Genomic DNA, 26,576 nt, shown 5'->3' on the forward strand with positions numbered 1-26,576 from the left:
TTTCTGATCCCCGCAGGAATACTTCCGCATGGACGCCAAGCATCTCGCCTTCCTGGCCCGTCAACCGTCGGCCCGTGTCCAATCGCGTGAACATTTCTGGGGCCTGCCCAAACGCGGCATTGCGCTGATCCTGGCCAATGCCATGTTCTGGCAGCCGATGTGGGCACAGGCCGACGGGATTGTGGTCAGTGGGTCGGGGACCGGCCTGGCGCAGGCGGGCAATGGCGTGCCGATCGTCAATATCGCGACGCCCAATGCCACGGGGCTGTCGCACAACCAGTTCCAGCAGTACAGCGTCGACGCCCAGGGCCTGATCCTCAACAACATTGCCCAGCAGACCGGCGCGACCCAACTGGGCGGGATCATCGTCGGCAACCCGAACCTGAACAATGGGGTGGCGGCGCAGGTCATCCTCAACGAAGTGGTGGGCGCCAACGCCAGCCAGCTCAAGGGTTACACCGAAGTGGCCGGGCAGGCGGCGCGGGTGATCGTGGCCAACCCGTACGGGATCACCTGTAATGGCTGCGGCTTTCTCAACACTCCCCAGGTGACCCTGACCACCGGCAAGCCGGTGCTCGACAGCAACGGCGGTCTGGTGCGTTTCAATGTCCAGAACGGCAGCGTGGCCATCGAAGGGTTGGGCCTGAACGCCGATAACGTCGATCAGTTCGACATCATCACCCGCAGCGCGAAGATCAACGCCGAGCTGCACGCGAAAAAGCTCAACATCATTGCCGGTCGCAACGACGTCGATGCCCAGACCCTCAACGCCACGGCGCTGGCGGACGACGGCAGCGCCAAGCCGGAACTGGCCATCGACAGCTCGGCGCTGGGCGGCATGTACGTCGGGGCGGTGAAACTGGTGGGCACCGAGGCGGGTGTCGGGGTTCGGCTGGCGAGTAATGTGGCGGCCAGTGCCGGTGATATCCAGATCGATGCCAACGGCAAGCTGACCCTGAATCAGGCGGTTGCCAGCGGTGCGGTGGCAGTGAATGCCAATGCGGTCGAGGTGAAGGGGCCACTGTATGCGGGGACTTCGCTGTCGGTCACCACACCGGGCGATCTTGCGATTCAGCAAAACGTCGCCGCACGCGACGTCGTCACACTGTCCAGCACCGGCCAGTTGACCAACACCGCGATCATCGAAGCGGGCATCAATCCCGACAACAGCCGCAACACCACCGGCGATGTCGTGCTGTCGGCAGGCAACCTGACCAACACCGGCAGCGTCGTGGCCAGCCGTGCCCTGCAGGCGACGGCCAGCCAGACCCTGAACAACCAGGGCGGGACCCTGAGCGGGCAGGCCAGTACCCGGATCACGGCCACGACCCTTGATAACCGCCAGTCCGGACGCATCCTGAGCCAGGGTGGCAGCGTCGAGGTCACGGCCAGTGGCGTGTCGAACGGCCAGAAGGGCCTTATCTCCAGTGCGGGCGCGCTGACGATCAATGCTGCCTCGCTGGATAACCAGCAAGGCGTGGTGCGCAGCACGGGCGCCTCGACCCTGACCGTCACCGACGCCGTGGTCAACCAGGGCGGCGAAGTGCTGAGCGAGGCGGGCCTGACCCTCACCAGCGGGCGTCTGGACAATAGCCGCAGCGGGCGAATCACCGGCAAAGGCGTCACCGTCACCACCGGCGCGTTCGACAACCACCAGAGCGGTCGCCTGACCAGCACCGAGGCCTTGCGCCTCACCGCTGCGCAGGTCAACAACAGCGAAGCGGGGCGTATCGCCAGCGCCATGGCCCTGACCGCCGTGGTCACCGGTCTGGACCAGCACGCCGACGGTCGCCTGTACAGCAATGGCGACGTCAGCCTGGACTTGGGCAACGGCCACCTCAATAACCAGGACGGCCTGATCACTGCGCCCGGTCAGTTGCTGCTGACCCGTCTGGGCACCGTGGATAACCAGCGCGGCGAAATCTCCAGCGCCAAGGGCTTTACCCTGGCGGCCACGTCGCTGGACAACACCGACGGCACGGTGCTCAGCGACGAGGCGTTGATCGTGCGCATCGACAAGGCGCTGACCAACCTGCGCGGGTTGGTGTCCGGCAAAGGCGTGGACCTCACGGCCGCGACCCTGAACAACGACAGCGGCGAGGTGAGCAGCGAGGCGAGCCTCACGCTGGACGTGACCGGCGAGGTCAGCAACCGTCAGGGCCTGCTGAGCAGTGCGGCGTCCACCACCCTGGAGGCCCAGAGCCTGGACAACGCCGAAGGCCAGGTCATGGCTGACGAGGAACTGACGGTCATTCTGGCTCAAGCCCTCGACAACCAGGCCGGGACCCTGGGGGCCGGGCTGGGGCTGGACCTGCGGGCCGCGAGCCTGGACAACCGCCTGGCCGGTGCCGTGCTCACCGATGGCCAACTGGACATCACCCTGACCGGCACCCTGGATAACCGCACCGGCGGGCAGGTGCAGGCCAAGGGCATGCTCACCCTGACCAGCCAGGTCCTGAACAACCAGGGCGGCCGGGTGGTGGGGCAGGACCTGCTGACCGTGCACAGCGACAGCGCCCTCAACCGGGGCGGGGTGATCCGCGCCGACCAGCTGATGAAACTGTTCATCGGTGACCTGGATAATAGCCAGACCGGATTGACCGCTGCCCAGAAGGGCGTCATCACCAGCCAGGCCGGACTGGAATTCATCGGCCAGCGACTGGACAACCAGAACGGCCTGCTCAATGCCGTGGGCGTGATGACGTTGCAGGCCGACACGCTGCTCAACGGGTCGGGCCGCATTGCCAGCCAGAGTGACCTGACCGCCACGGTCGACACCGTGTCCCAGCAGGGCGGTGAACTGGTGGCCCAGGGTACCCTGACCCTGACCGGCCAGCGCCTGGATAACCGGGCCGGTGGCCTGGTGGGCGCCACAAAAGCGCTGAAACTCACCGTCGACGACATCGATAACCGGGCCGGTGAAGTGTCCAGCCAGGTGGGCGTGGAACTCATCGGTGATCGGCTCGACAACCGCGACGGCGGCAAGGTGCTGGCCGGGACCGCCCTGCAACTGCTCGTCGAGCGGGTGATCAACGAGAACAAGGGCCTGCTGTTCGGCCAGACCCTGACCCTGGACGGCCAGCGCCTGGACAACGCCGGTGGCACCCTGGCCAGCCAGTTGGCCCAGATCCTGACCCTGACCGGTGCCCTCAACAACCGCGCCGGCCTGCTCAGCAGCGAAGCGGCGCTGACGGTCAAGGCCGCGTCCCTGGACAACACCGGCGGCACGCTGTCCAGCGCCGGTGCGCTCAAGGTCACCACCGACGACGCACTGATCAACCAGAGCGGCTCGATCACCACCGATGCGGCCCTGACGGTGGTCAGTGGCAGCCTGGACAACAGCCAGAAAGGCAAGCTGTCCGGCCAGGGCGCGACCAAAGTCACCACCGGTGCCTTTGACAACCGCCAGGGCGGGCAACTGACCAGCCGCGACACCCTGGAACTGATCGCCGGTCAGGTCATCAACCAGAGCGCGGGGCGCATCGCCAGTGCGCTGGCCCTGACCGCCAGCGTCACCAGCCTGGACCAGCAAGGCGGCGAGCTGTTCAGCAACACCACCCTGAGCCTGGACCTCAACAACGGGCAACTGAACAACCAGGGCGGCCTGATCAACAGCCCGGGCGCGCTGCTGCTGAAAAACCTCAAGGCGGTGGACAACCAGGGCGGCGAAATCTCCAGCGCCCAGGCCTTTACCCTCAAGGCCCAGTCGCTGGACAACAGCGGCGGCAAACTGCTGGGCAGCCAGGCCCTGACCCTGGACCTGGTCGAGTTTTTCCGTAACCTCAAGGGCACCGTGTCGGCCACCGGCCTGACCCTCGACAGCGACAGCCTGACCAACGACGAAGGTCTGATCAGCAGCCGGGCAGGGATGACCCTGACCGTCGACCAGGCCCTGAGCAACGTCAAGGGCAGCGTGATTGCCGATGGCGATCTGGATGTCAGCGCCGCGACCGGCAACAACGCCCAGGGCGAGATCTCCAGCCAGAAAGCCCTGACCGCGGTGATCGGCAACCTGCAACAGCAGGGCGGGCAACTCTTCGCCCTCGGCTCGCTGAGCCTGACCGGCGATACCTTGAACAACCGCCTCAAAGGCTTTGTGGGGGCCGGTGAGGCCCTGACCCTGACGGTGGAGGACATCGACAACCAGGGCGGTGAGATTTCCAGCCAGAAAGGCATCACCCTGACCGGCCAGACCCTGACCAACAGCGGCGGCCAGGTGCTGGCGCAACAGGCCCTGACCCTCGCCATCGCCAAGGCCACCACCAACCGCAACGACGGCGTCCTGTCCGGCAAGACCGGCCTGACCCTGACCGGCGCTTCACTGGACAACACCGGCGGGGTGATCAGTGGCCTGCAAGGCCTGGGCCTCGACCTCTCGGGCGCGCTGGACAACAGCCAGGGCCTGATCAGCAGCGAAGGCACGCTGAGCCTCGAAGCGGGCAGCCTGACCAACACGGCGGGCAGCGTCTCCAGCGCCGGCCCCCTGACCCTCGACATCGCCGGCACCCTCGGCAACCAGGGCGGTGAACTGGTCACCGATGACGCCCTGACCCTGACTAGCACCGGCCTCGACAACAGCCTGCAAGGCACCGTCAGCGCCAAGGGCCGGGTGACGATCGACACCGGCGACCTGGACAACAGCCAGAAAGGCCGCATCAGCAGTGGCGAGCGCCTGGACCTGACCGCCGCCCGACTGACCAACCACGGCGGCAGCATTGCCAGCCAGCAGGCACTGGTCGCGAGCGTCAGCAGCCTGGAACAACACAAGGGCAGCCTGACCAGCGCCACCGCCCTGAGCCTGGACGTGAACCAGGGCCTGCTGGATAACCAGGGCGGCCTGATCAACGCCCCCGGGACCCTGTTGCTGAAAAACCTCAAGACCGTGCTCAACCAGGGCGGTGAAATCTCCAGCGCCCAGGCCTTTACCCTGACAGCCCAAAGCCTGGACAACAGCGGCGGCACGCTGCTGAGCAACCAGTTGCTGACCCTGCGCATCGCCCAGGCCCTGAACAACGTCAAGGGCATGATCGCCGCCGCAGGCGTCGATGCCACGGCCGCCAGCCTGGACAACACCGGCGGTACCCTGACCAGCCGCAACGCCCTGGACCTCACCGTCACCGGCCTGCTCACCAACCGCGACAAGGGCCTGATCAACGCCGCCGAAACGTTGAAAATCACCTCCGGTGACCTCAACAACCGGGCCGGGCAACTGCTGGGCACCACCGCGCTGACCCTCGACAGCGCCGCCCTCGACACCGGTGCCAAAGGCCTGATCAACAGCCAGGGCACCCTGACCCTGACCGCCGACAGCCTGAGTGCCGACACCGGCGGTGAAGTCTCGGCCCTGGGCACCATGACCCTGGTCCTCAAAGCCTTGTCCCTCGATGCCAGCCGCCTGATCGGCAACGCCGGACTGAGCCTGGACCTCAACGGTGCGGACCTCGACAACCGCGCCGGCCTGATCACCGCCAAAGGTCCCTTGACCGTCAAGCAGGTGCGGGACGTCAACAACCAGGGCGGTGAAATCTCCAGCGCCCAAGCCTTCACCCTGACCGCCCGGACCCTGGACAACAGCGGCGGCCAACTCATCAGCAGCGACCTGCTGACCCTCAACGCCGACAGCCTGCTCAACCAGAACGGCCTGATTTCCGGCTGGCAAGGACTGGACGTGACCGCCACGTCCCTGGACAACCGCAACCGCGGCACCCTGTCCAGCCGCAACGGCGCGGTGGAGGTGGACCTGAGCGGCGCGTTGCTCAACAGCGGCAATGGCGCGCTGGTGAGCCAGACCGCCCTGACCGTGACCGCCGACAGCCTCGACAACCGCGGCGGCATCCTCTCCAGCGGCACCGGGCAGACCCTGACCGTCACCGGCCTGCTGAACAACAGCCAGAGCGGCCTGATCGACAGCGGTGCGGACCTGACACTCACCGCCAACGCCCTCGACAACAGCGCGGGCACGCTCATCAGCACCGGCAAGGCCACCCTCGACCTGATCGGCGCCCTGACCAACACCGGCGGCAAGCTCGCCAGCGGCGGTGACTGGCTGCTCAAACGCAGCAGCGCCGTGCATAACCAGGGCGGGCAACTGATCAGCCAGCGCCTGATGACCCTCACCACCGGGCTGCTGGACAACAGCACGACCGGCACCGTCGCCGCCAACGGCACGCTGCTGATCACCGCCACCGGCAAGGTCCTCAACCACACCGATGGCCTGATCTACAGCCAGAACGCGGGCGTGGAACTGGACGCCACAAGCCTGGACAACACCCGGGGCGCGGTGCAAGCCCAGAGCACCCTCAAGGTCGAAGTGGGCGAGGGCGTCGATAACCTCAACGGTCGCCTGATCGCCCAGAACGGCGACCTGACGGTAGAAGCCGCCAGCCTCGACAACCGTGGCGGCCTGCTCTCCAGCCTCAAGGGGCTGTTCACCGCACAGATCAGCGGCGTGCTGAAAAACGGCTACGACCTCGCGGCCAACCGCCAGGGCGGCGTCATCCAGGCCCAGCGCCTGAGCCTGACCGCCCTGGGCGGCTTCGACAACTACGGTGGCCGCGTCTCGGCCAGCACGGGCGAAGCCCTGCTCACCACCGCCAACCTCGACAACCGCAACGGCGGTATTTACGCCAAAGGCCTGGTGCGGGTCATCGCCAAGGACCTGGACAACAGCGGCGACAACGACGGCCAGATCGCCGGGGGCCAGGTCGACCTCAGGCTGACCGGCGACCTGAACAACCGCCTGGGCATCATCGAAAGCGACAGCACCCTGGCCATCAAGGCCGCCAGCCTCGACAACCAGACCGGGCAGATACGCTCGCTCGGCACCCTTGATGCCGCCGACTTCCAGATCGGCACCCTGTTCGACAACCGCCGCGGCACCGTGGAAGTGGCCAACAGCAACCTGATCCTCAACGCCGCGAGCTTCCTCAACGCCAATGGCAGCCTGCTGCACGCCGGCGCAGGGACCTTCGGCCTCTCCACCGCCAACCTCATGCAGGCCGGCGGCAACCTCGTGACCCGCGGCGGCCTGACCGTCACGGCCGATAGCTGGACCAACAGCAGCGTGATCCAGGCCGGTCGCCTGACGGTCAACGTCGGCACCTTCAACCAGACCGCCAGCGGGCAGTTGCTGGCCTCGAGTGCGTTTGTGGGGACTGGGGGAAGCTGGACGAATGAGGGGGTGATTGCGAGTGACGGGACGCTGAGTCTGAACCTGACCGGGGGGTATGGGGGAGGTGGGCGTACGAGCAGCCTGGGCACTCTGGGCCTGACCGCCAGCCAACTGGCACTGACCAGTACGGCCAGCCTTACGGGTGGCGCTCGGACCGAACTCAACATCACCGGTCTGGCCAGCAACTACGGGCGTATCACGTCGGCGGCCGATTTGATCGTCAATGCCGGGAGTGTCACCAACTACGGCACCTTGGGCGCGACTCAGAACCTCACCTTCAATACCGCGAGCCTGCTTAACAGCCAGGGGCTGATCTTCAGCGGTGGGGATATGCAGGCCAATGTGGGGAGTTTGAGCAACCTGAAGGGCGACTTTTATGCACTGAATAACCTGACCATCAAAGGGTATGGCGCTGAGCGGGCCAATCAGGTCTCGAATATATCGGGTTCGATGGAGAGTGGCGGCAACTTTGCGATCAGTGCGACGGCGTTTGAGAACCGCACTGAGGGTTCGGATGGTCAGCAGGCTTCTACTGCGGGTCGGACTTTGGTGAAGGGGGTCATGGCGATAAATTGTCTCGATTGTGGTAGGGGGTTTTTAGTTGATCACGTTGTAAGGGAGTACTTTGAAGGGGGGCAGGATACCGATGTCACGGCTTCTGCTTTACTTGCTTCTGGCCAGAATTTTACTTTTGATGGTGGTGGTTTTTTAAATAGTAAGAGTACGATCAGAGCTGCCGGTAATATTGTCATAAATGCTGATAGTTTTAAGAATGTAGGCTCCATCGGTGGGGTAGTAGAACGGACTCGTATTTATCGCTCCAGTGATTGGTATACTGTAGAGTATGCCAAGGGTTATAATGAGCGAAATAATCCAGATTATCCAAATGTTTACTATGTCGATGGGGGTGGTGAGCTTAGGTTGGGTATTGTTGTTGGAGATATTCTTGATGCCGGGTCTGATACTACTTATCAGTATATTTCTTATCGTATAATTGATGCGGTTACTTCGGCGCCTGTGAATAGTGTGCCTTATATGTATTATCCAGATACTAATGACATTAATCGGGGGATGCCCTCGTTGTATGATCGAAGTGATCTTGTTGATATTCCTGATGTTATCAAGAGCTTAGAGTTAATAAGTGATGTGGAAAAAATTGTGGATGGCGGCAGTGCTGCTCGAAGCGCTGTTATCCAATCCGGCGGTAGTGTGTCTATTACGGCCACACAAAACTTGCAAAACAGTGTCATCCGCCAGGATTACACAGCCGCTGGCGGCACCAGCAAAGTTCAAGGCACCAGCCCCTCCGGTACAAGCACAGCGATCATTCGCGTCAACGCCCAATTGCCCCCCGATCTGTCCCAACAACAAGTCAACCCACTTACCCTGCCGGGCTTCAGCCTGCCCACCGGCCAGAATGGCCTGTTCCGCCTGAGTGCCCAGACCGGCAGTAATGCCGCCGCCACTCAAACCAGTACTGCACCACAGAACTGGACACTCGGCAGTGCCAGCGTGTCGGTCGCCCAACGCGAGCAGACCGTTTCCGATACTCAGTCCCGAGCCCTCCAGTTCGGGACTGTCGGGCAGGTTTCGACCACTACTCGCCAACTGGCTGATGTGGTCCGTCAGAACTCCGGGTTGAGCGCCAACGCTTCTGCCTTTGACTCAAGCGCTCCAGTCGATTCAGTGAGCAATCTCAAGCTCACCGGCCATAGCGCCGACCTCACCGGCGTAACACAGGTTGCCAACGTCCAGGCCTTGCCAGGCTCAAGCAACGCAACCTCCCAGGTCGCCCGCGTACAGGGCTTACCAGGCAGCACAACCCCGTCAAACCCGCATAAGTACCTGATCGAAACCAACCCGGTCCTGACCGACCTGCGCCAGTTCATGAGTTCGGACTACCTGCTGGCCGGCTTGGGCTACGACCCTGAAGCCAGTGCCAAGCGTCTCGGTGATGGCCTGTACGAGCAGCGTCTTGTCCAGCAAGCCATCGTGGCCCGTACCGGTCAGGCGTTCCTGGCTGGGCAGACCTCCAACGAGGCTCAGCTCAAGTACCTGATGAACAACGCCATCGCCAGCAAGGAGCAACTGAACCTGGCGATCGGGGTGACATTGAGCCCACCCCAAGTGGCGGCCCTGACCCACGACATCGTCTGGCTCGAAGAACATGAGGTGAATGGCGAGAAAGTCCTGGTGCCCGTGCTGTACCTGGCCCAGGCCAACAACCGCCTGGGCCCGACCGGAGCGCTGATTGCAGGCAACGACGTAACGCTGATTGCGGGCGATGAACTCGATAACGTCGGCACATTGCACGCCACCAATAATCTGTCGGCAACGGCGGGCACTAATCTGGTCAACGTCGGCTTGATCGAGGCGGGTAACCGTCTTGACCTCCTGGCAGGCAACGACCTGATCAACAAGGCTGGTGGCATCTTATATGGCCGTGATGTGACGCTGACGGCTACCCGTGGCGATGTCATCAACGAGCGGACAGTAACCCGAGCTGTCGGCGCAACGGGATATCAGGATTTTGCTGATAGCGCTGCCCGTATCGAGTCCGCCAGCGACCTGACCGTCAAGGCCGGGCGCGATGTGATGAATATCGGTGGCACCCTGCAGGCCGGTCGCGACCTCAGCCTGATTGCCGGTCGTGACGTGAATATAGGCGCCGCACAAACCGAAACAGCGAGGGCACAGGGAGCGAATACCCAGTCCAGCATTACGCAAATAGGTTCCAATATTAGCGCCGGACGCGACTTGATAGCCCAGTCAGGCCGTGACATCAGCATTATCGCGAGCAATATTGACGCCAAGCGTGACATCGCTATGGCAGCGACAGAAAACCTGACCCTGTCGTCTGCAGCGGATGAGCAGCATTCATCCAGCAAGGCCAAAAAGTCGACCTCCCAGCAGGATCGCATCGATCAGGTTTCTGCCTCAATGAATGCGGGTGGCAACGTTGCCTTGAGCGCTGGAAACAGCATGGCAATAATTGCCAGCCATATTCAGGGGGGCGGGGATCTTGATATCGATGCTGCTCAAAACCTCACTATAACTTCTGCAGCAGACGAACAGCATTCGTACAGTAAGACTAAGAAAGTTACTTCCCAGCAGGATCGTATTACTCAGGTTTCCAGCACATTGAGTGCAGGGGGTAATGTTGCTTTGGGCTCCGGTAAAGACATGGAAATAATTGCCAGTCATGTCCGCGGAGGAGGGGATGTCGATATCGATGCTGCCCAAGACCTTACTATTACTTCCGCCATGGATGAGAGTGCCTCATTCTATTCTAAAAAGAGCAAAGGTTCTTTTGGCCGAGGCAGCAGCAAGCAGCAGGAGAGTTATGACAGTACTAACGTAGCCTCGATAATCGAGGCGGGTGGCGACTTGACTGTCAATACCAGCAAGTCTGTTGATGATGGAATTGTTCTGGAGGGTGGCCATAACGTCACGGTCATTGGTAGCCAACTGAGAGCGGGTGAGGACTTGCTGGTAGGCGCCACGAACGATGTGGCAGTGCTATCGGGAGTTGAAGAGCATGGTTCCTATAGCAAGAAAACCAAGTCCGGTTTCCTTGGCTTGTCAAAAAGTGGCAAGAGTCAATTAACAACGACTGCCTCTCAGGTCGCCAGTGAGCTGGAGGCTGATAACGATGTAGTGATTGCGGCGGGGAATGATGTTCGTTTGCGCGCCAGTGAAACCTCGGCTGGCAATGATGTCGAGTTACGAGCAGGGCTGGTTAACGATAGTGGTGATATCAATCTGGTTTCAGCCAATGACACCGCTTACAGCCGTAGTGAAGAGTATAAAAAGAAAACCGGACTTTCTGTCTCGGGTGGTTTCCTTTCCATCAGCTCAGCCAAAGAGGCAGGACGGGAAGCACAAAGCAGTACCAGCGTAGGCAGCAACGTATCGGCTGATCGTGATGCGACGTTGCAAACCACGCGAGATATCAATGTATTGGGCAGTGGTATTAGCGCTGGGCGTACCGTCAGTCTGAATGCCGGGCGTGACGTAAACATTGCGGCGGCGCAAAACGAAAGTGCTGAGCAGCAGTGGTCCAAGAACAAGCAGGTGGGTCTTGGTGTTGCAGGTAATGACAATGGCGTGAGCCTTTTTATCGGCGCCGATAGCCTTCAGGAGAAAGCCCGATTTGAACAGCAGACTGCTGCAGCCAGTCAGGTCAGTGCGGGTCAGGATCTGGTCATTAATGCCAAGCGAGATATCAATCAGATCGGCTCTGATCTGAATGCCTCCAATGACATTGATCTGACCGCTGGGCGCAATATCAATATTGATGCAGCTCGCGAGGCCCAACTGGTCGAGCAGCAGCGCGAAACCGAACGGAGTGGTCTTGGTGTAAGCCTCAACCACAATTATGGGAAGACCAAAGATGCTGTTAACGGCGCGGGCCAAGGCGATGATGCCGTCAGTCAGGGTTCCAGTACGCTAAAAGGCATTGATGCTATCGGCCAGTTCCTCGCAGGCCCGACAGCGGACGTCAAACTCGGAAACAGCAAGCAGAGCACCAGCCAAGAGATCATTGAGCAGACCAGCAGGTCTTCAACCCTCAATGCTGGCAACGATGTAAATATGACTGCCGGTAACGATGTCACGGTCAAGGGTGCCCAGTTGCAAGCTGGACGCGATATTAATATCAAAGGACGTGATATCACCCTTGATGTAGCGAAAGACAGCATCAGTCAGGAGAGCAGCCAGAGTGAAAGTTGGGGCGGTATCCATGGCGGCACCAGTGGTGGTTTCAAGTTAGGTATTGGTGGCAGCTATGGTGTTGCTAGCGAGGATGGGACCTATGGCTCTTCAACTGCGACTCAGGCTGCGGCAGGTCGGGATATCAACCTCGATGCCAGCAACGACATAAACCTTGTGGGTACTCAGGTTACGGCGGGTAGAGACATCGACCTCAATGCCGGCAACGACTTGAATATCCGTTCGGCACAGAATGAGAGCAACAGTGAAAGTGACCGCCATAGCGGTGGCGGTGAGGTTGGTCTGACTTTCGGTTCTCAAGGCGTTGGTGTGTATGCCAGTGTCAGCATGGGCAAGGGTAATCTGGATCGTGAAAGCGCTCGCCAGCAGGATGCCAACCTCAATGCAGGTAACCAACTTGGCTTTACCAGTGGAAACGATACCAATGTAGCGGGTGCCACATTGCGTGGCGATGAGGTAGTTGGGCGTGTAGGTGGTGATCTCAATGTCTCTTCGGTGACTGACACCGGTAAGGTTGAAGGCAAGGAATTCGACATTAATGCCACCGTGACCATCGGACCGGGTGCGGGTGTCAGTGGCTCTGTTGGCTATGGCGCAACCAATGGTTCAACCAACTGGGTTGGGCAGCAGACGAGTATCACTGGCAAAGACAAGGTTGATATTCGTACCGAAAATCATACTCAGCTGGATGGTGCCCTGATTGCCTCCGATAGCGGCAACCTCAAGCTGGATACTGGAACGCTGGGCTTCAGCGATATTGTGGGGAAAGACAAGGAGCATGGTTATTACCTGAATGTTGGGGGGACCTATAACCCGAGTGGTTCCGCTGCTCAGGACTCTAGCCAGGAAGGTAAAGGCGAAAAGTCCAAGAATGGCTGGAGTGTCGAGGGTTGGAACTATGAGAAGGACCGCGAGCAGATCGTACGAGCGACTGTCGGTGCTGGCGAAGTTGTAGTACGCAATGATGCAGAAACGGGAAGTGACTCTACTGCAGGGTTGAACCGTGATGTAAGCAAAGCGTACGAAATTACCAAGGATGAGGAGTCTCGTACTGATCTCTACGTTTCTAAATCTTCTCTTGAGGCTGTATCAAACCCCAAAGCAACACTTCAGCAGTGGCAAAAAAACATTTCTCTCTATGGCGAAAATAGTAAAGAGGCTGTAGGAAAGCTGATTGATTTGCTTGTTTTGATGGCCTTGCTGCCTCAGGAGGCAGTATCAGGGAGGGGCGTGGAAACAGCAGAAGTCTTTGTTTTTGCAAGAGAAAATGAGCGGCAACTTTCTAGCCAAGACGCAGGAAAGAGAGCCGATAGGGTTCGATTGCTTTTAAATGCGGTAACACAAGGAGAAGCTGGTCCAGATAGCGAAGCTCTTGTGTCGCGTCTTTCAGCACTCGCTGCGGAAGATCCTGCTAAAGCAATGCGGGCAATTGGTTTGTTGGCCTCCTTGAATGAAGGAAGCAGTGGGGTATCGAATTTTGTTCCGATAGCTGCTTTGGGGGCGGGAGCGATTGCCGCTCTTGGTGGGGCTCTGGCGATAACGGCTACTACGCCAGAAAGCCAGGAACGCATGAAAGAAGCTGCTAACGCAGTTGTGAGTGCCGTCGCCAAATCAGGTCAAACGGCACAGATACAGACCAGTATGTCCATAGAAATATGGAAGTTCTTGTTCAATACGACCTTTCCGGTGCATCTGCTGGATGCTGAAAATAGCAGATTGGTAAACCCAATCGTCGAGGCTCAAGCTCCTAATCCTGCCAGTGGCGGGTACGCAGCGGGTTCTCCGATAACCACTCCGATTTCTACAGGTGGTAGTCCGGCTGTAGATCAGGCGGCGAATGACTATTCCAACCCCATTGCAGAGCTTCCGGCTCCTGGGGTTATGAACCAAGAGGATGGTGCAAAAGACGCAGGTGATGCAAAAAACCTAGCGAGCTCTAATGGAAGACTTACCGCGCAAGAAATATCTAACGGTCATGCATTTGAAAAGCATGTGGTGCAGCAGGGTGAATATAAGGATTTAGGAATAACTACTCGCGAGCAGTTTGCTTTGCATATTGAAAGCATCGTTAATAATCCAAGCTTATTTCGTGAGCTAAGTGGCGGGCGAACTGCTTATTGGGATAGTGCCAGTGGTACGGTAGTTATTAAGAACCCTAAAGCAATTGATGGCGGCACTGCATTTCGCCCTGTGAATCGACAAGCTTACTTTGATGGATTGAGGTGATTTCTGGAGGGGGCGTAATTTGGTGAGTACTGGTTTTTATGGGGATGGAGCGGTCATGGGGTATGCTCTAAATGAGAATATTTAATGTGTTAAGTGGCGGGGTGGCGCTTGATGTGATATTGTCAATAGCGGTTTTTTAAGAGCCCTAAAGCACTCGATAAAGGTGTCTAAGTTTTTTTGTGGATGAGAAGTTTTTAATGTTTGGAGGTGTGACTGTGGAAAATATTAGTTGTTCACATGATTTGGCGAGTGTTAGCCTTAGTCGAGAAGAGCTGCTGGTCCTGAACTCAGCTTTAAATGAAATATGTAACGGGATAGAAATTTTTGAGTTTGAAACGCGAGTCGGTGCGGATCATGAGTTTGTTGTAAGTCTGCTTCAAAAGATTGGTTTTTTGCTTGACGATATGGATCAACAAGTAAGCTGATCTGTAATGGACTTTTGGCATGTTGATGTTTGCCTTGTGCTGGTGTTTTTCAGCCTATTTGCAAACTGCCCGTTGACGGCTCGATAGCCAAAAAGTCTTATTTTTTAAGAGCAGGCTTGAGTATGCGAAATGACGAAAGTACTCACAACCCCACCTTATAAACAACCTGCCCCCGCTCCAGCGGATCCGGATGACACTCAAACCCCAACGACCGCGCCAGATTAAACATCCTTGCATTCTTCACCGCGTCTATCGAAAACATCCTGTAAAACCCGTTCAACCGCGCAGCATTCATAAGGTGCTGCATCAGCAACTTGCCCAGCCCGAGATCTTGCCATTTTTCGGCGACCACGACGGCGCATTCGCAGCAGGAGTCGCCTTCTGTCGCGGCGTAGCGGCTCAGGCCTATTTCGGTCAGTTGGTTGTTGTCTTCCATGATCAGGGCGACGTAGGTCATGCGCTGTTGGTAGTCGGTGTCCATGATCTGGTCGAGGGCCAGCGGGGCGGGTTCGTTGTTGGGGGAGAGGAAGCGGAAGTGTTGTGTCTGTGGCGAGAGGCGTGTGATGAATTCGAATGCTCGTTGCCGGTCGTCTTCCTGGATCGGTCTGATCAGCAGGTGGGTGCCGTCGTTCAGTTCTTCGATCCAGTGGATGAAGCGCAGCTCAGGGGCGTAGAGGTCGTCGCTGATCGAGTCGCTGGTGACGGTGTTCATGTCTATCCTCTGGGGCCGTGCGTCGATTGAGCAGGCGGTTTACCTATCTTTTACGCTTCGGCACCTTCAGGTCATGATCCAGATCAATACTTCTGTTTGCCCTGTCTGCGTGTAGACTGCCTGCCGTTTGTTCATCGCAGTCTTTGCCTGATGGACGTTTCCACTTCATTGATTCAAGGCGTGCATATGGATCTGCGACAACTCGAGGCTTTTGCGGCTGTCATGTCGGCGGGCAGTGTGACGGCGGCGGGGAAGATGCTGGGGCGTTCGCAACCCTCGGTGACCCGTGCCATCCAGGAGTTGGAGCTGGAGCTGGGTTTTGCCTTGTTCGAGCGCAGTGGGCCGAAGGTCACGCCTTCGCAGAAGGCGTTCATGATGTATGCCGAGGTGGAGAGTGCGCTGCTGGGTATTCGCAATATCCGGCAGCGCGCGCAGCATATTGCGCTGGACGAGAACCGGCAGATCAAGCTGGTGGCGATACCGGCGCTGGCGGCGGGTTTGTTGCCGCTGGCCTTGTCCCGTTTGCCGGATGATCTGCGCCCGCAGCATATCCAGTTGCACAGCATGTCCCCTGAAAATGTCGTGCAGGCGGTGCTTTCCAAGACCATGGATCTGGGCGCAGTCAGCCTGCCGCTGGAGCATCGCGGGCTGGATATTCACTGGATCGGTGAGTCGCCTTGCGTTGCCGTGCTGGCTGCGGATTCTCCGCTGGCCCGTTTCGATGTCTTGCCGATGCAGGTTCTGGCCAGCCAGACGCTGATTACCATGTCCAACCCTTATCGTTTTCGACGCCGTATCGACAAGGCTTTTCAGGATGTCGGCGGCGCTGTGCCGCACATGCTCGATACCAATACGTCGCTGATTGCCATGCAGATGGCGCGGGTGGGGCTGGGTGTGGCGCTGGTCGATCCGTTCACTGCGCTGGGTGTGCCGGTGGATGGGGTGGTGGTGCGGCCGGTCGAGTTCAATATCCCGTTCTTCTTCGGTCTGGTTTCGGCGTTCGCCAGCCCGCTGTCCGACGTGGCGCAGGCGCTGGTGACGGAGCTTGCTGCATCGGCTCAGGCCTTGCTGCCCTCCGTGATCATGCATGCCCCCAGCGAGCATGACGCTCTGTTGCAGAGCATTTACGCCGGTTGAAGCCCGGCAGCGAGCGTCGTGCTTATGCGCCTTTCTGATTTCTTATCGTTTTAAGCTATATCAATATTCATTTTTTGCCGTTGTAGTAATAAATATCAGCTTTTAGTATTCGTTTTTTGAATTCATAAGCCTTATGAATTCAGTAATTGTGAGTTTGGAGCGTTTTTTGTATGGATTCGCTCTATCCATGATCTTCAGCACGAGTACTGAAAATGCCCGATACAAACGCACCGATTGGCCTTGCCGCCCTGCAGGCCCGGCTCAAGCAGGATCTGGAGTGGCTGGATCTGCCAGCCTCGCCTTGGGTCAAGCCGCGTTTGCATCAGGATGCCCCGGTACTGGATGTTGCGATCATCGGTGGCGGAATGGCCGGCTTGGCGCTGGCAGCCGAGTTGCGTCATCTGGGTGTGGTGACGACGATTTTCGATCAGTCCCCAACCGGTTTTGAAGGCCCGTGGGCGACCACGGCGCGCATGGAAACCCTGCGTTCACCCAAGCAACTGACCGGTCCGGCGCTGGGTTTGCCGGCCCTGACATTCCGTGCCTGGTTCGAGGCGCAGTTCGGGCTTGAGGCCTGGAATGCGCTGGACAAGATCCCGCGTCTGCAATGGGCGGATTACCTGCGCTGGTATCGCAAGGTGCTGGATCTGGATGTGCGCAATGAGCACCGGGTCAGCCGCGTTCAGCCTCGCGCCGATGGTCTGGTCGAGCTGGATATCGTCAGCCCCGGCCACAATCAGCACTATGTAGCCCGGCATGTGGTGCTGGCGACCGGGCGTGATGGCCTCGGCGGCCCTTGGGTGCCGGATTTTGCTCATGAGCTGCCTCGCGATGTATGGGCGCACTCGGCCGATGGTTTGCAGGATGACTGGTTTGTCGGCAAGCGGGTGGCCGTGATCGGTGGTGGTGCTTCGGCCATGGACAGCGCTGCCACGGCACTGGAGGCGGGCGCGCAGAAGGTTGACTTGCTGATACGTCGTGCAGAGTTGCCGAGGGTCAACAAAGGCAAGGGCGCGGGTAATCCGGGTATGACCCACGGTTACTGGCGTTTGCCGGACAGCTGGAAGTGGCGCATCCGCCGTTACCTCAATGCCCAGCAAGTACCTCCACCCCGTGGCAGCACGCAGCGGGTTTCCCGTTCACCCGACTCGCGCTTTCTGCTTAACAGCCCGGTTGTTTCGGTCCGGCAGAACGAGTCCGGCGCGCTGGTGGTGCGTACGCCCAATGCGAAGCTGGAGTACGACTTTCTGGTCTTTGCTACAGGCTTTCGGACCGACTTCAACCTGCGCCCCGAGTTCTCTTCTTTCGCCAGGCACATTCAGGTCTGGAGCGATCGCTTCGAGGCACCGGAGGATGAGTTCGATGCCGAGCTGGGTTCCCTACCGGATCTGGGAACCTGTTTCGAGTTTCAGCAGAAAACCCCAGGCGCGTGTCCGGGGATCGAGAAAATTCATTGCTTCAATTACCCGGCAGCCCTGAGTTACGGGGCGGTATCCGGGGACATTCCGGCCATCAGCGAAGGCGCCAAGCGCCTGGCTCATGGGCTGGCAGGGCAGTTGTTCAACGAGGACATCGATTTGCATTTTGCCTCCATGCAGAGCTACAACGAGCCCGAATTGCTGGGCGACGAATGGGTCGCCGGTGCGCCCACAGCCCAAGAGTTGCTCGGATGATCGGCTGGGCTGTGCGGCGCCTGGTGCAGTCGTTGCTGGTGGTGTTGCTCATGACGCTGGTGGTGTTTATCGGCCTGAATGCCATCGGTAATCCGATGGACATTCTGGTGGGTGAGGACCTGAACCAGGCCGAGCGTCTGGCTGCCATCGCCCATCTGGGGCTGGACAAGCCGCTGTGGCAGCAATACCTGCTGTTCCTCAAGGGCGCGGCGAGCGGCAATCTCGGTCAGAGTTTCGTCTATCACGAAGATGCCATGCGCCTGATCCTGCAACGCCTGCCTGCCACGTTCGAACTGGCGTTCAGTGCCTTGTTTCTGGCGGTGTTGCTGGGTGTGCCGCTGGGCATGTTCGCGGGCACCTATCCCGATCACCCGGTATCGCGGGTGATGATGGCCAGCAGCATCGTGGGCTTCTCGCTGCCTGCGTTCTGGGTGGCGCTGATGATGATCATGCTGTTCTCGATCCATCTGGGCTGGCTGCCGGCCAGCGGGCGCGGGGAAACGCGGGAGTTTCTCGGCGTGCAGTGGTCGTTCCTGACCCTCGATGGCCTGCAGCACCTGATTCTGCCGGCGCTCAACCTGGCGCTGTTCAAGATTTCCCTGGTGCTGCGCCTGACCCGTGCCGGTGTGCGTGAGGTCTTGCCTCAGGAGTTTGTCAAGTTCGCCCGTGCCAAGGGCCTCTCGCCGATCCGGGTGATGTGCATGCATGTGATGCGCAACACCATGATCCCGCTGGTGACGGTGCTGGCAATGGAGTTGGGGTCGACCATCGCCTATGCCGTGGTGACTGAAAGTATCTTTGCCTGGCCAGGTGCCGGAAAGCTGATCCTGGACAGTATCAATATGCTGGATCGCCCGGTTGTCGTGGCTTATCTGATGGTGGTGGTCGTGATCTTCGTGGTACTCAATCTGATCGTCGATGCGTTGTATTACCTGCTTGATCCGCGTGTGCGCGTCGAGGCTGGCCGATGAGTCAGGTACAGGTCGCACGCCTGCACGTGCAATCGCCATGGCGGCTCGGCGCCGTGGAGTTTTCTCGCTCCTATACGGCCATGTTCGGTCTGCTGGTGTTGCTGGTGATCATGTTGATGGCGGTGCTGGCGCCCTGGATAGCGTTTCAGAACCCCTATGACCTGATGCAGCTCAATGTGCTGGATGCTCGCCTGCCGCCGGGCAGCGAAAACCTCGACGGTGGCTACACCTACTGGCTGGGCACCGACGGACAGGGCCGGGATCTGCTGTCGGCGATCATCTACGGGCTGCGTATCAGTCTGTGGGTCGGGATCGGTTCTGCACTGATTGCCGCTGCCGTTGGCACCTTGCTGGGCTTGCTGTCGGCTTATGTCGGCGGATGGCTCGATGCCTTGCTGATGCGTCTGGTGGATCTGCTGCTGTCTTTCCCGGTGATTCTCATGGCGTTGATGATTCTGGCCTGGCTGGGCAAGGGCGTCGGCAATGTGATGCTGACGCTGGTGTTGCTCGAATGGGCCTATTACGCCCGTACCGCACGGGGGCAGGCCTTGACCGAAAGCCGCCGCGAGTACGTTGATGCGGCGCGGGGGCAGGGGATCGGCTCATGGCGGATCGTCGTGCGGCATATCCTGCCCAACTGCCTGCCGCCGCTGATCGTGATCGGTGCCTTGCAGATTGCCAGGGGGATCACTCTGGAGGCGACCTTGTCGTTCCTGGGCCTCGGCGTGCCGATTACCGAACCGTCCCTCGGGCTGCTGATTGCCAACGGCTTCCAGTACATGCTCAGCAACGAATACTGGATCAGTTTCTTTCCGGGGCTGGCGCTGTTGATCACCATTGTGGCCATCAATCTGGTGGGTGACCGCCTGCGTGATGTCTTGAACCCGAGGTTGCAACGATGAGCGTGCCTGAAGTTTCCCTGGCGCAACCGACTCTGGATGTGCGCAACCTCTGTACGTCGTTCGATACCCGGGCGGGCGTCCTGCCTGCCGTGCGCGATGTTTCCCTGCGTCTTCAACCGGGGCGGATTCTCGGTCTGGTGGGCGAGTCGGGATCCGGCAAGTCGGTGACCGGTTTTTCCATTCTCGGGCTGGTCGATGCGCCGGGGCGTATCAGCGGTGGTGAAGTGGTGTTTCAAGGGCGCGATCTGACGAAGCTCAGTACTTCGCAGTTGCGCAGCCTGCAGGGCAATCGCATTGCGATGATCTTTCAGGACCCGATGATGACCCTCAATCCGGTCCTGCGCATCGACACGCAAATGATCGAAGCGGTCCAGGCTCATCGCTCGATGGGGCGTCGCGAGGCGCGTCAGCATGCCAGCGATACCCTGGCGCTGATGGGGATTCCCAGCCCGGACGAGCGCCTGAATGCCTATCCGCATCAGCTTTCCGGCGGCATGCGCCAGCGGGTGGCGATTGCCATTGCCCTGTTGCATGCACCGGACCTGATTATCGCCGACGAGCCGACCACGGCGCTGGATGTGACCATTCAGGCGCAGATTCTCAGTGAAGTGCAAAAGCTTGTGCGTCAACAAGGAACCTCCCTGATCTGGATTACCCATGACCTTTCAGTGGTGGCCGGTCTGGCGGATGACATCGCCGTGATGTATGCCGGTCGTATCGTCGAGCAAGGCCCTGTATCGGCGGTGCTGGATCGTCCACAGCATCCTTACACCCAGGGCCTGATCGACAGCCTTCCGAGCCGCAACAAGCGTGGCCAGCGTCTGCGTCAGATCCCCGGCATGGCCCCGGATCTGTTGTCGATGCCTGCCGGATGCGCCTTTGCTGCACGTTGCTCCCGAGCGAGCAACCAGTGCGAGCAGGAGCCACAGAGTCGCGAAATCGAAGCGGGTCGCCTGGTCCGTTGTTTTCATCCGGGAGCTGCCGATGAGTATTAACCAGACGCCCATCGTCGAATTGAGCCAGGTCAGTAAAACCTTCGGTAAGCGCAATAACGACAGCACATTGAATCAGTGGCTGCAGCGCATGAAGTGGTCCAGGCCATCAGCCGTGACCCATGCGGTGGATCGCGTCGACTTGCGTATCAACCGTGGCGAAGTCGTAGGGCTGGTGGGTGAGTCCGGCTGCGGCAAGTCAACGCTGGGCCGCATGGTGGCCGGGTTGCTGCCTGTTTCTTCGGGGACGGCTTCCATCGACGGCAAGCGCCTTGAAGACCTGACGCCCGAAGAGCGTCTGGCAGCGCGGCTGAAGATCCAGATGATTTTTCAGGACCCGTCTTCCAGTCTCAATCCGCGCCTGCGGGTCGACCGTATTGTCGGGGAGGGCGCCTTGCTGCATGGCCTGACCGACAAGGCCGGGTTTGACGATTATGTCAGCGCGCAGCTACAGCGTGCCGGTCTGAGTCCGCAACTGCGCCAGCGTTACCCGCATCAGTTCAGCGGTGGCCAGCGCCAGCGCATCGGCATTGCCCGGGCGTTGGCGGTACAGCCGCAGCTTCTGGTGTGCGACGAGTCGGTAGCGGCGCTGGACGTGTCCATTCAGGCGCAGATCCTCAACCTGTTCATGGACCTGCGCGATGAACTGGGCCTGACCTATCTGTTCATCAGTCACGATCTCGGAGTGGTGGAACACCTCTGTGATCGCGTGGTGGTGATGTATCTGGGGCGGGTGGTGGAGAGTGCCAGTGTCGATGACCTGTTTGCACGAGCCAATCACCCCTATACGCAGGCTCTGCTGGCACAGATTCCGCGCTTCGATGTCCGCAGCGCCCGTTATGACGCGATAAAAGGGGAAATCCCCAGCCCGCTGAACCCGCCTGCCGGGTGTCATTTCCATCCTCGCTGTCCGCATGCCACGGCGCGCTGCCGCGAGGAAGTTCCAACGCTCAGGGAAGTCGCACCCGGCCACCTGAGTGCCTGTCACCTCAATGAATAGCACCGAACGAGCGCTGCAATGCTGGCGCTCATTGCCATTACGCACAAGGAATAGCCCATGAAACCACTTGTCCGTTCACTGTTGGCCTCGGCCCTGATCCTGGCCGCCGGCAGCGCAGCGGCGCAGAGTCTGCGTATCGGTTATGCCGATCCGGTCTCCTCGCTTGACCCGCAATTGAACAACTATGCCGGTGACCGCTCGGTTGCCCTGCATGCCTTCGAGTCGCTGGTCAATCGTCGTGACGACAAGACCCTGCCGGGTCTGGCGCAAAGCTGGAAAGTCCTGGACGACAAGACCTGGGAGTTCAACCTGCGCAAGGACGTCAAATGGCAGGACGGCAAGCCCCTGACCGCCGATGACTTCGTGTTCTCCTTCGAGCGTGCCCGCAAGGTGCCGGGCAGCGTGGCGTCTTATGCCGGGGCCATGCGCACGGTGGAGTCGGTCACGGCCAAGGATGATCACACCCTGATCATCAAGACCCTTACACCCAACGCCAACCTGCTGCCGGACGTGGACTCGATCTACATCGTCAGCCGCCACGTGGGTGCCGACGCGCAAAGCGCCGATTACAACAGCGGCAAGGCGATGGTCGGTACCGGGCCTTATCGCTTTGTGTCATTCGTGCCGGGCGACCGCACGATCTTCGAGCGCAATGCCGACTATTGGGGGCCGAAACCGCTGTGGGACAAAGTGGATTATCGCTTCATCTCCAACGCCGCGAGCCGTACGGCGGCCTTGCTGGCCGGTGATGTGGACGTGATCGACAAGGTGTCGCCGACCGATGTCGAGCGCCTGAAGAAGAGCCCGAATGTCAGTGTCTTCGCGTATCCGGGCCTGCGGGCCTTGCTGATTCAGCCAAGCTTCCGTGAAGGCCCCAACGAGTTCATTCGTGACAATGCCGGCAAGCCGCTGGCCGAGAACCCGCTGCGAGATGTGCGGGTGCGCAAGGCCTTGAACCTGGCCATCAACCGCCAGGCGATTGTCGAGCGCATCATGCAGGGCACGGTGACCGAGGCCAATCAGTGGATGCCGGCCAAGACCTTTGGCTACAACTCTGAGCTGAAGAACATTCCTTATGACCCGAAACAGGCCAAGGAGCTGCTGGCTCAGGCTGGCTTCCCCGAAGGCTTCCAGTTGACCGTGCACGTACCGGGCGACCGTTACCCGCAGGCGCCGGAAACCCTGCAGGCGGTGGCGCAGTTCTGGTCGCGCATTGGCGTCAAGGTGCAACTGGAAGTGCTGCCGTGGGCTGTTTATGCAGGCAAGGCCAACAAGAACGAATTTGCGATCAGTGTGGTTGCCTGGGGTAACGGCACGGGCGAAGCCGCCTATGCACTGACCAACATCCTGACCACGGTAGACAGCGTCAAAGGTCGCGGTGCCTCCAACTGGGGCCATTACAGCAACCCGCTGGTGGATAAGGCGCTGGTCGATGCTACTTCCGAGTTCGACGATGCCAAGCGCCGGGCGATCCTGGAGCAGTCTGCCAAGGTAGTGGCTGACGATGTCGGCATCATCCCGCTGTTCCATTACCAGAACATCTGGGCGGCGCGCAAAGGCCTGAAAGTCGAGCCGCTGGTCAGTGACCGCACCGCCGCGAGCATGGTGACCGAACAGCCTTGAAACCCACCAGTGACAAGTCTGTAGGACCGGATTTATCCGGGAAGGCAGTCACTCATGAAGTTGCATTTTGTTTGATGGAAATGAATATGACCTCAACTGTAGAACCGGGCCTCGATGTCCTGGATACCTTGCTGGGCATCGGGCCTGAAACCGCTCTGTACAAGGTGCGCCATGCCCGTGACAAAGTCGTGGCGGCAACGCAGGGCAGTCATGAGCTGTTTTTCGACCCGGCGCTGCAAGACAATCTGTCACTCGTCGAGCGTCTGCTGGTGGCGTATTACGCCAGCCATCTGACACCAAACGCCTTGCTGGCGGGTTACTACCTTGAGCAGTTGCAGGCGCTGAATATCGATCCGGCGCTGGTGGCCTCGATTGATTCGGGTTCCGTCGAGGCACTGAGCGATGCGCGCCTTTCGGCGATTCTGCTGTTCACCCGCACCTTGATCGAGTCGCCGGTCGAAGGTGATCGTGCGGCCTTGCAGGTTCTGCAGGCCGCAGGTCTGTCGTCCTCGGAAATCGTGGTGCTGGCGCAGTTGATTGCATTCCTGTCGTATCAGGTACGGCTGGCGGCCGGCCTTGGTGCCTTGTCGGCCTTGGGAGAAGCACAATGAGCGAGCCCATTCGCAGCAACGGTTTTACCAACGAAGTGCTGGGCTGGAAGGCCTGGTTGCCCACGGTGCAACTGGACAGTGCCACGCCGGAGCAACTGGCGGTGCTGGAAGAAAGCCATCCCCAGGCCAAGACGTCGGATTACTACCTGACACTGGTCCATCAGCCGCAGATCCTGCGTCAGCGCTCCGTTGCGTTCAACGCGATCATGTACGCGCCGGGCGGTTTGTCCCGTGCGGAGCGCGAACTGGCCAGTACCGTCGTGTCGCGAATCAATCAGTGTGTTTATTGTGCTTCAGTGCATGCCCAGCGCTTCGAGCAACTGGCCAAGCGCAATGATGTGATTGCGCAGATATTTGCCGATCCACAGACGGCGGGAACCACGGAACGGGAGAAGGCCATTGTGCGCTTTGCCATCGATCTGACCCTGGACCCGGCTGCCCTGGGCGCCGAGCAGATCAGGCCGTTGCGTGAGCAGGGGCTCGATGATGGACAGGTACTGGATCTGATCCACGCCATTTCCATCTTTGCCTGGGCCAACCGGTTGATGCTCAACCTGGGTGAACCGCTTTATCCGGCAATGTGAAAAATTGTTTCATTTTTGATAAAAAACTTTGTCCGAGTGTTGTACAAAATTACCGCTGTAGTATAGCTTTTACAGCAGAGCCAGCCGGTATGGCGCTGACATTGCCGTTCGCGGTATAGACCACGCCGCTGGCTCTTCCATCTTTCTGCCTGTGGGCCAGTCCCGCAGGCGCCACAGAGGCTTCACATGATTGCGCCGCGCTGGTTGTGGCTGGTGCTTATGCTCAGCGGCAGCGCATTTGCCGACTGGCGTGAAGCATTGCCCGATTCCCGTGTCGTCGGTTCCGGCGACTTCAGTGTGTTTGGATTTCGTATCTATACGGCCCGTCTGTGGAGCCCTGCAAAGCCGTTTGTGGCGGATGCGCCCATGGCGCTGGAGCTCACTTATCATCGTGCCATCGACCGGGAAGACCTGGTGGATGCCAGCATCGATGAGATCCAGCGTATTTCCGGATCGGCCGTCAGTGACCAGCAGTTGTCCGTATGGCGCCAGCAGATGCAGCAGTCTTTCGTCGATGTCCAGCCGGGCATGAAAATCACGGGTGTCTACCTGCCGGGACGTGAAGCGCGCTTCTATGTCGGCCCCAAGCTGCAGCATGTGGTTCAGGACAGCGAGTTCGCCAAGGCGTTCTTCTCCATCTGGCTGGACCCCAAGACCCGCAACCCCGATTTGCGTGAGCAATTGCTGGGCAAATGACGTTCATGAGCTGTGAGTGTTTCAGCTCAATATGACTGCTGTAGTCGTGTTGACTAGCCGCCCGTCATGTTCATGAAGCGCACGACCTGCACATTGTCATCGAGCGTGAAGTTATGGCTCCACGGCTTGAGTTGCATGGCGTCGACTATGGCCTTTTCCAGCTTATGGGGCTGGCCGGGGTTAGCCCGCAACACGGCCTTGAGGTCAACCGAATGCTCGTTGCCCAGGCACAGCAGCAAACGGCCTTCCACTGTCAGGCGCACGCGGTTGCAGGTGCCGCAGAAGTTATGGCTGTGGGGAGAGATGAAGCCGATGCGAATATCAGGGGCTTCGGCCAGGCGCCAGTAGCGCGACGGGCCCTGGGTCGAGTCGGTGGACGAAACCAGTGTGTAGCGCTCGGCGATGCGCTCGCGGACCTGATCACTGGAATAGAACGACTCGGCGCGGCTGTGTTCGCTGATGATGCCCAGGGGCATTTCCTCGATAAAGGAAACGTCCAGCTTGCGGTCGATGGCAAAGGCCAGCAGATCATTGATCTCATGATCGTTGCGGCCTTGCATCACCACGCAATTGAGCTTGGTGTGGGTGAAACCGGCGGCATTGGCGGCGTCGATCCCGGCAATCACCTTGCTCAGGTCGCCGGTGCGTGTCATTTCCCGGAAACGTTGCGGGTCCAGACTATCAAGACTGATGTTGAGGCGAGTGACCCCGGCGTCGAACAGCGGTCTGGCCAGTTTGTCCAGTTGCGAGCCATTGGTGGTCATGCACAGTTCCCGCAGGCCGGGCAGGGCGGCGATGCGCTTGCACAGGTCGACAATACCGGCACGCACCAGCGGCTCTCCACCGGTCAGGCGGATCTTGCGGGTGCCCAGGGCAACGAAGCGTTCGGCAATCTGGTGGATTTCTTCCAGGGACAGGATCTGCTGGCGAGGCAGGAATGTCATCTCTTCGGCCATGCAGTACACGCAGCGAAAATCGCACCGGTCGGTCACCGACATGCGCAGATAATCGACTTTGCGTGCAAAACGGTCCATCAGGACGGGATCTGACATCTCACCTTCTCAATATGCTGTAGCCGTAAGCTTGCTGAGTCCAATTGCCGCAGTCCAATCGCTTGTGATG

The 26,576-nt window shown here is 59.5% G+C and carries 14 protein-coding genes; 12 read left to right on the forward strand and 2 right to left on the reverse strand.

Features of this window, described 5'->3' with window-relative positions:
• Window positions 1–28: 28 nt before the first annotated feature.
• Window positions 29–14,128, forward strand: coding sequence for a hemagglutinin repeat-containing protein (locus tag KQP88_RS11290; RefSeq protein ID WP_216705711.1), 14,100 nt, complete (start codon window positions 29–31; stop codon window positions 14,126–14,128).
• 179 nt (window positions 14,129–14,307) lie between these two features.
• Window positions 14,308–14,553, forward strand: a complete 246-nt coding sequence (locus tag KQP88_RS11295; RefSeq protein WP_216705712.1) for a hypothetical protein — start codon at window positions 14,308–14,310, stop codon at window positions 14,551–14,553.
• 142 nt (window positions 14,554–14,695) lie between these two features.
• On the opposite strand, the gene KQP88_RS11300 is transcribed toward KQP88_RS11295, so the two are convergent.
• Window positions 14,696–15,265, reverse strand: coding sequence for a GNAT family N-acetyltransferase (locus KQP88_RS11300; protein WP_216705713.1), 570 nt, complete (start codon window positions 15,263–15,265; stop codon window positions 14,696–14,698).
• Window positions 15,266–15,451: 186 nt separating this feature from the next.
• On the opposite strand from KQP88_RS11300, the gene KQP88_RS11305 reads away from it, so the two are divergent.
• The 10 genes from KQP88_RS11305 (at window position 15,452) to KQP88_RS11350 (ending at window position 25,454) form a co-directional block, all read left to right on the forward strand.
• On the forward strand, window positions 15,452–16,402 hold the full coding sequence (locus KQP88_RS11305) for a LysR family transcriptional regulator (protein WP_216705714.1): 951 nt from the start codon (window positions 15,452–15,454) through the stop codon (window positions 16,400–16,402).
• A gap of 212 nt (window positions 16,403–16,614) precedes the next feature.
• Window positions 16,615–18,075, forward strand: coding sequence for an FAD-dependent oxidoreductase (locus tag KQP88_RS11310; RefSeq protein ID WP_216705715.1), 1,461 nt, complete (start codon window positions 16,615–16,617; stop codon window positions 18,073–18,075).
• Complete coding sequence (locus KQP88_RS11315) at window positions 18,072–19,046, forward strand: ABC transporter permease (protein ID WP_216705716.1); 975 nt, start codon at window positions 18,072–18,074, stop codon at window positions 19,044–19,046. Before KQP88_RS11310 ends, KQP88_RS11315 begins: the two co-directional genes overlap by 4 nt.
• Entirely contained in the window at window positions 19,043–19,948 is a 906-nt protein-coding gene (locus KQP88_RS11320; protein WP_216705717.1) for an ABC transporter permease, read from the forward strand. Before KQP88_RS11315 ends, KQP88_RS11320 begins: the two co-directional genes overlap by 4 nt.
• The gene (locus KQP88_RS11325) at window positions 19,945–20,943 is read left to right on the forward strand and encodes an ABC transporter ATP-binding protein (protein ID WP_216705718.1); all 999 of its coding nucleotides are present in this window, start codon (window positions 19,945–19,947) and stop codon (window positions 20,941–20,943) included. Before KQP88_RS11320 ends, KQP88_RS11325 begins: the two co-directional genes overlap by 4 nt.
• Window positions 20,933–21,940 carry an ABC transporter ATP-binding protein gene (locus KQP88_RS11330; protein ID WP_216705719.1) on the forward strand — a complete coding sequence of 336 codons (1,008 nt, stop codon included), beginning with the start codon at window positions 20,933–20,935 and terminating at the stop codon, window positions 21,938–21,940. Before KQP88_RS11325 ends, KQP88_RS11330 begins: the two co-directional genes overlap by 11 nt.
• 57 nt (window positions 21,941–21,997) lie before the next feature.
• Window positions 21,998–23,563: an ABC transporter substrate-binding protein gene (locus KQP88_RS11335; RefSeq protein ID WP_200994916.1), complete on the forward strand. Its 1,566-nt coding sequence runs from the start codon at window positions 21,998–22,000 to the stop codon at window positions 23,561–23,563.
• 86 nt (window positions 23,564–23,649) lie between these two features.
• Window positions 23,650–24,174 (forward strand): CMD domain-containing protein, encoded by a 525-nt coding sequence (locus KQP88_RS11340; RefSeq protein WP_216705720.1) that lies wholly within the window; start codon window positions 23,650–23,652, stop codon window positions 24,172–24,174.
• Window positions 24,171–24,758, forward strand: coding sequence for a peroxidase-related enzyme (locus KQP88_RS11345; RefSeq protein WP_200994918.1), 588 nt, complete (start codon window positions 24,171–24,173; stop codon window positions 24,756–24,758). Before KQP88_RS11340 ends, KQP88_RS11345 begins: the two co-directional genes overlap by 4 nt.
• A 186-nt stretch (window positions 24,759–24,944) precedes the next feature.
• Complete coding sequence (locus tag KQP88_RS11350; protein WP_216705721.1) at window positions 24,945–25,454, forward strand: chalcone isomerase family protein; 510 nt, start codon at window positions 24,945–24,947, stop codon at window positions 25,452–25,454.
• A gap of 53 nt (window positions 25,455–25,507) precedes the next feature.
• On the opposite strand, the gene moaA is transcribed toward KQP88_RS11350, so the two are convergent.
• Window positions 25,508–26,506, reverse strand: coding sequence for a GTP 3',8-cyclase MoaA (moaA, locus tag KQP88_RS11355; protein ID WP_200994920.1), 999 nt, complete (start codon window positions 26,504–26,506; stop codon window positions 25,508–25,510).
• Window positions 26,507–26,576: the final 70 nt, after the last annotated feature.

It is taken from the genome of Pseudomonas lijiangensis, assembly GCF_018968705.1.
Classification (GTDB): Bacteria; Pseudomonadota; Gammaproteobacteria; order Pseudomonadales; family Pseudomonadaceae; genus Aquipseudomonas; species Aquipseudomonas lijiangensis.

Coding starts and splice junctions, on each gene's coding strand:
- KQP88_RS11290 (WP_216705711.1), top strand. CDS start 29: ATGGACGCCAAGCATCTCGCCTTCCTGGCCCGTCAACCGTCGGCCCGT.
- KQP88_RS11300 (WP_216705713.1), bottom strand. CDS start 15,265: ATGAACACCGTCACCAGCGACTCGATCAGCGACGACCTCTACGCCCCT.
- KQP88_RS11305 (WP_216705714.1), top strand. CDS start 15,452: ATGGATCTGCGACAACTCGAGGCTTTTGCGGCTGTCATGTCGGCGGGC.
- KQP88_RS11310 (WP_216705715.1), top strand. CDS start 16,615: ATGCCCGATACAAACGCACCGATTGGCCTTGCCGCCCTGCAGGCCCGG.
- KQP88_RS11315 (WP_216705716.1), top strand. CDS start 18,072: ATGATCGGCTGGGCTGTGCGGCGCCTGGTGCAGTCGTTGCTGGTGGTG.
- KQP88_RS11320 (WP_216705717.1), top strand. CDS start 19,043: ATGAGTCAGGTACAGGTCGCACGCCTGCACGTGCAATCGCCATGGCGG.
- KQP88_RS11325 (WP_216705718.1), top strand. CDS start 19,945: ATGAGCGTGCCTGAAGTTTCCCTGGCGCAACCGACTCTGGATGTGCGC.
- KQP88_RS11330 (WP_216705719.1), top strand. CDS start 20,933: ATGAGTATTAACCAGACGCCCATCGTCGAATTGAGCCAGGTCAGTAAA.
- KQP88_RS11335 (WP_200994916.1), top strand. CDS start 21,998: ATGAAACCACTTGTCCGTTCACTGTTGGCCTCGGCCCTGATCCTGGCC.
- KQP88_RS11340 (WP_216705720.1), top strand. CDS start 23,650: ATGACCTCAACTGTAGAACCGGGCCTCGATGTCCTGGATACCTTGCTG.
- KQP88_RS11345 (WP_200994918.1), top strand. CDS start 24,171: ATGAGCGAGCCCATTCGCAGCAACGGTTTTACCAACGAAGTGCTGGGC.
- KQP88_RS11350 (WP_216705721.1), top strand. CDS start 24,945: ATGATTGCGCCGCGCTGGTTGTGGCTGGTGCTTATGCTCAGCGGCAGC.
- moaA (WP_200994920.1), bottom strand. CDS start 26,506: ATGTCAGATCCCGTCCTGATGGACCGTTTTGCACGCAAAGTCGATTAT.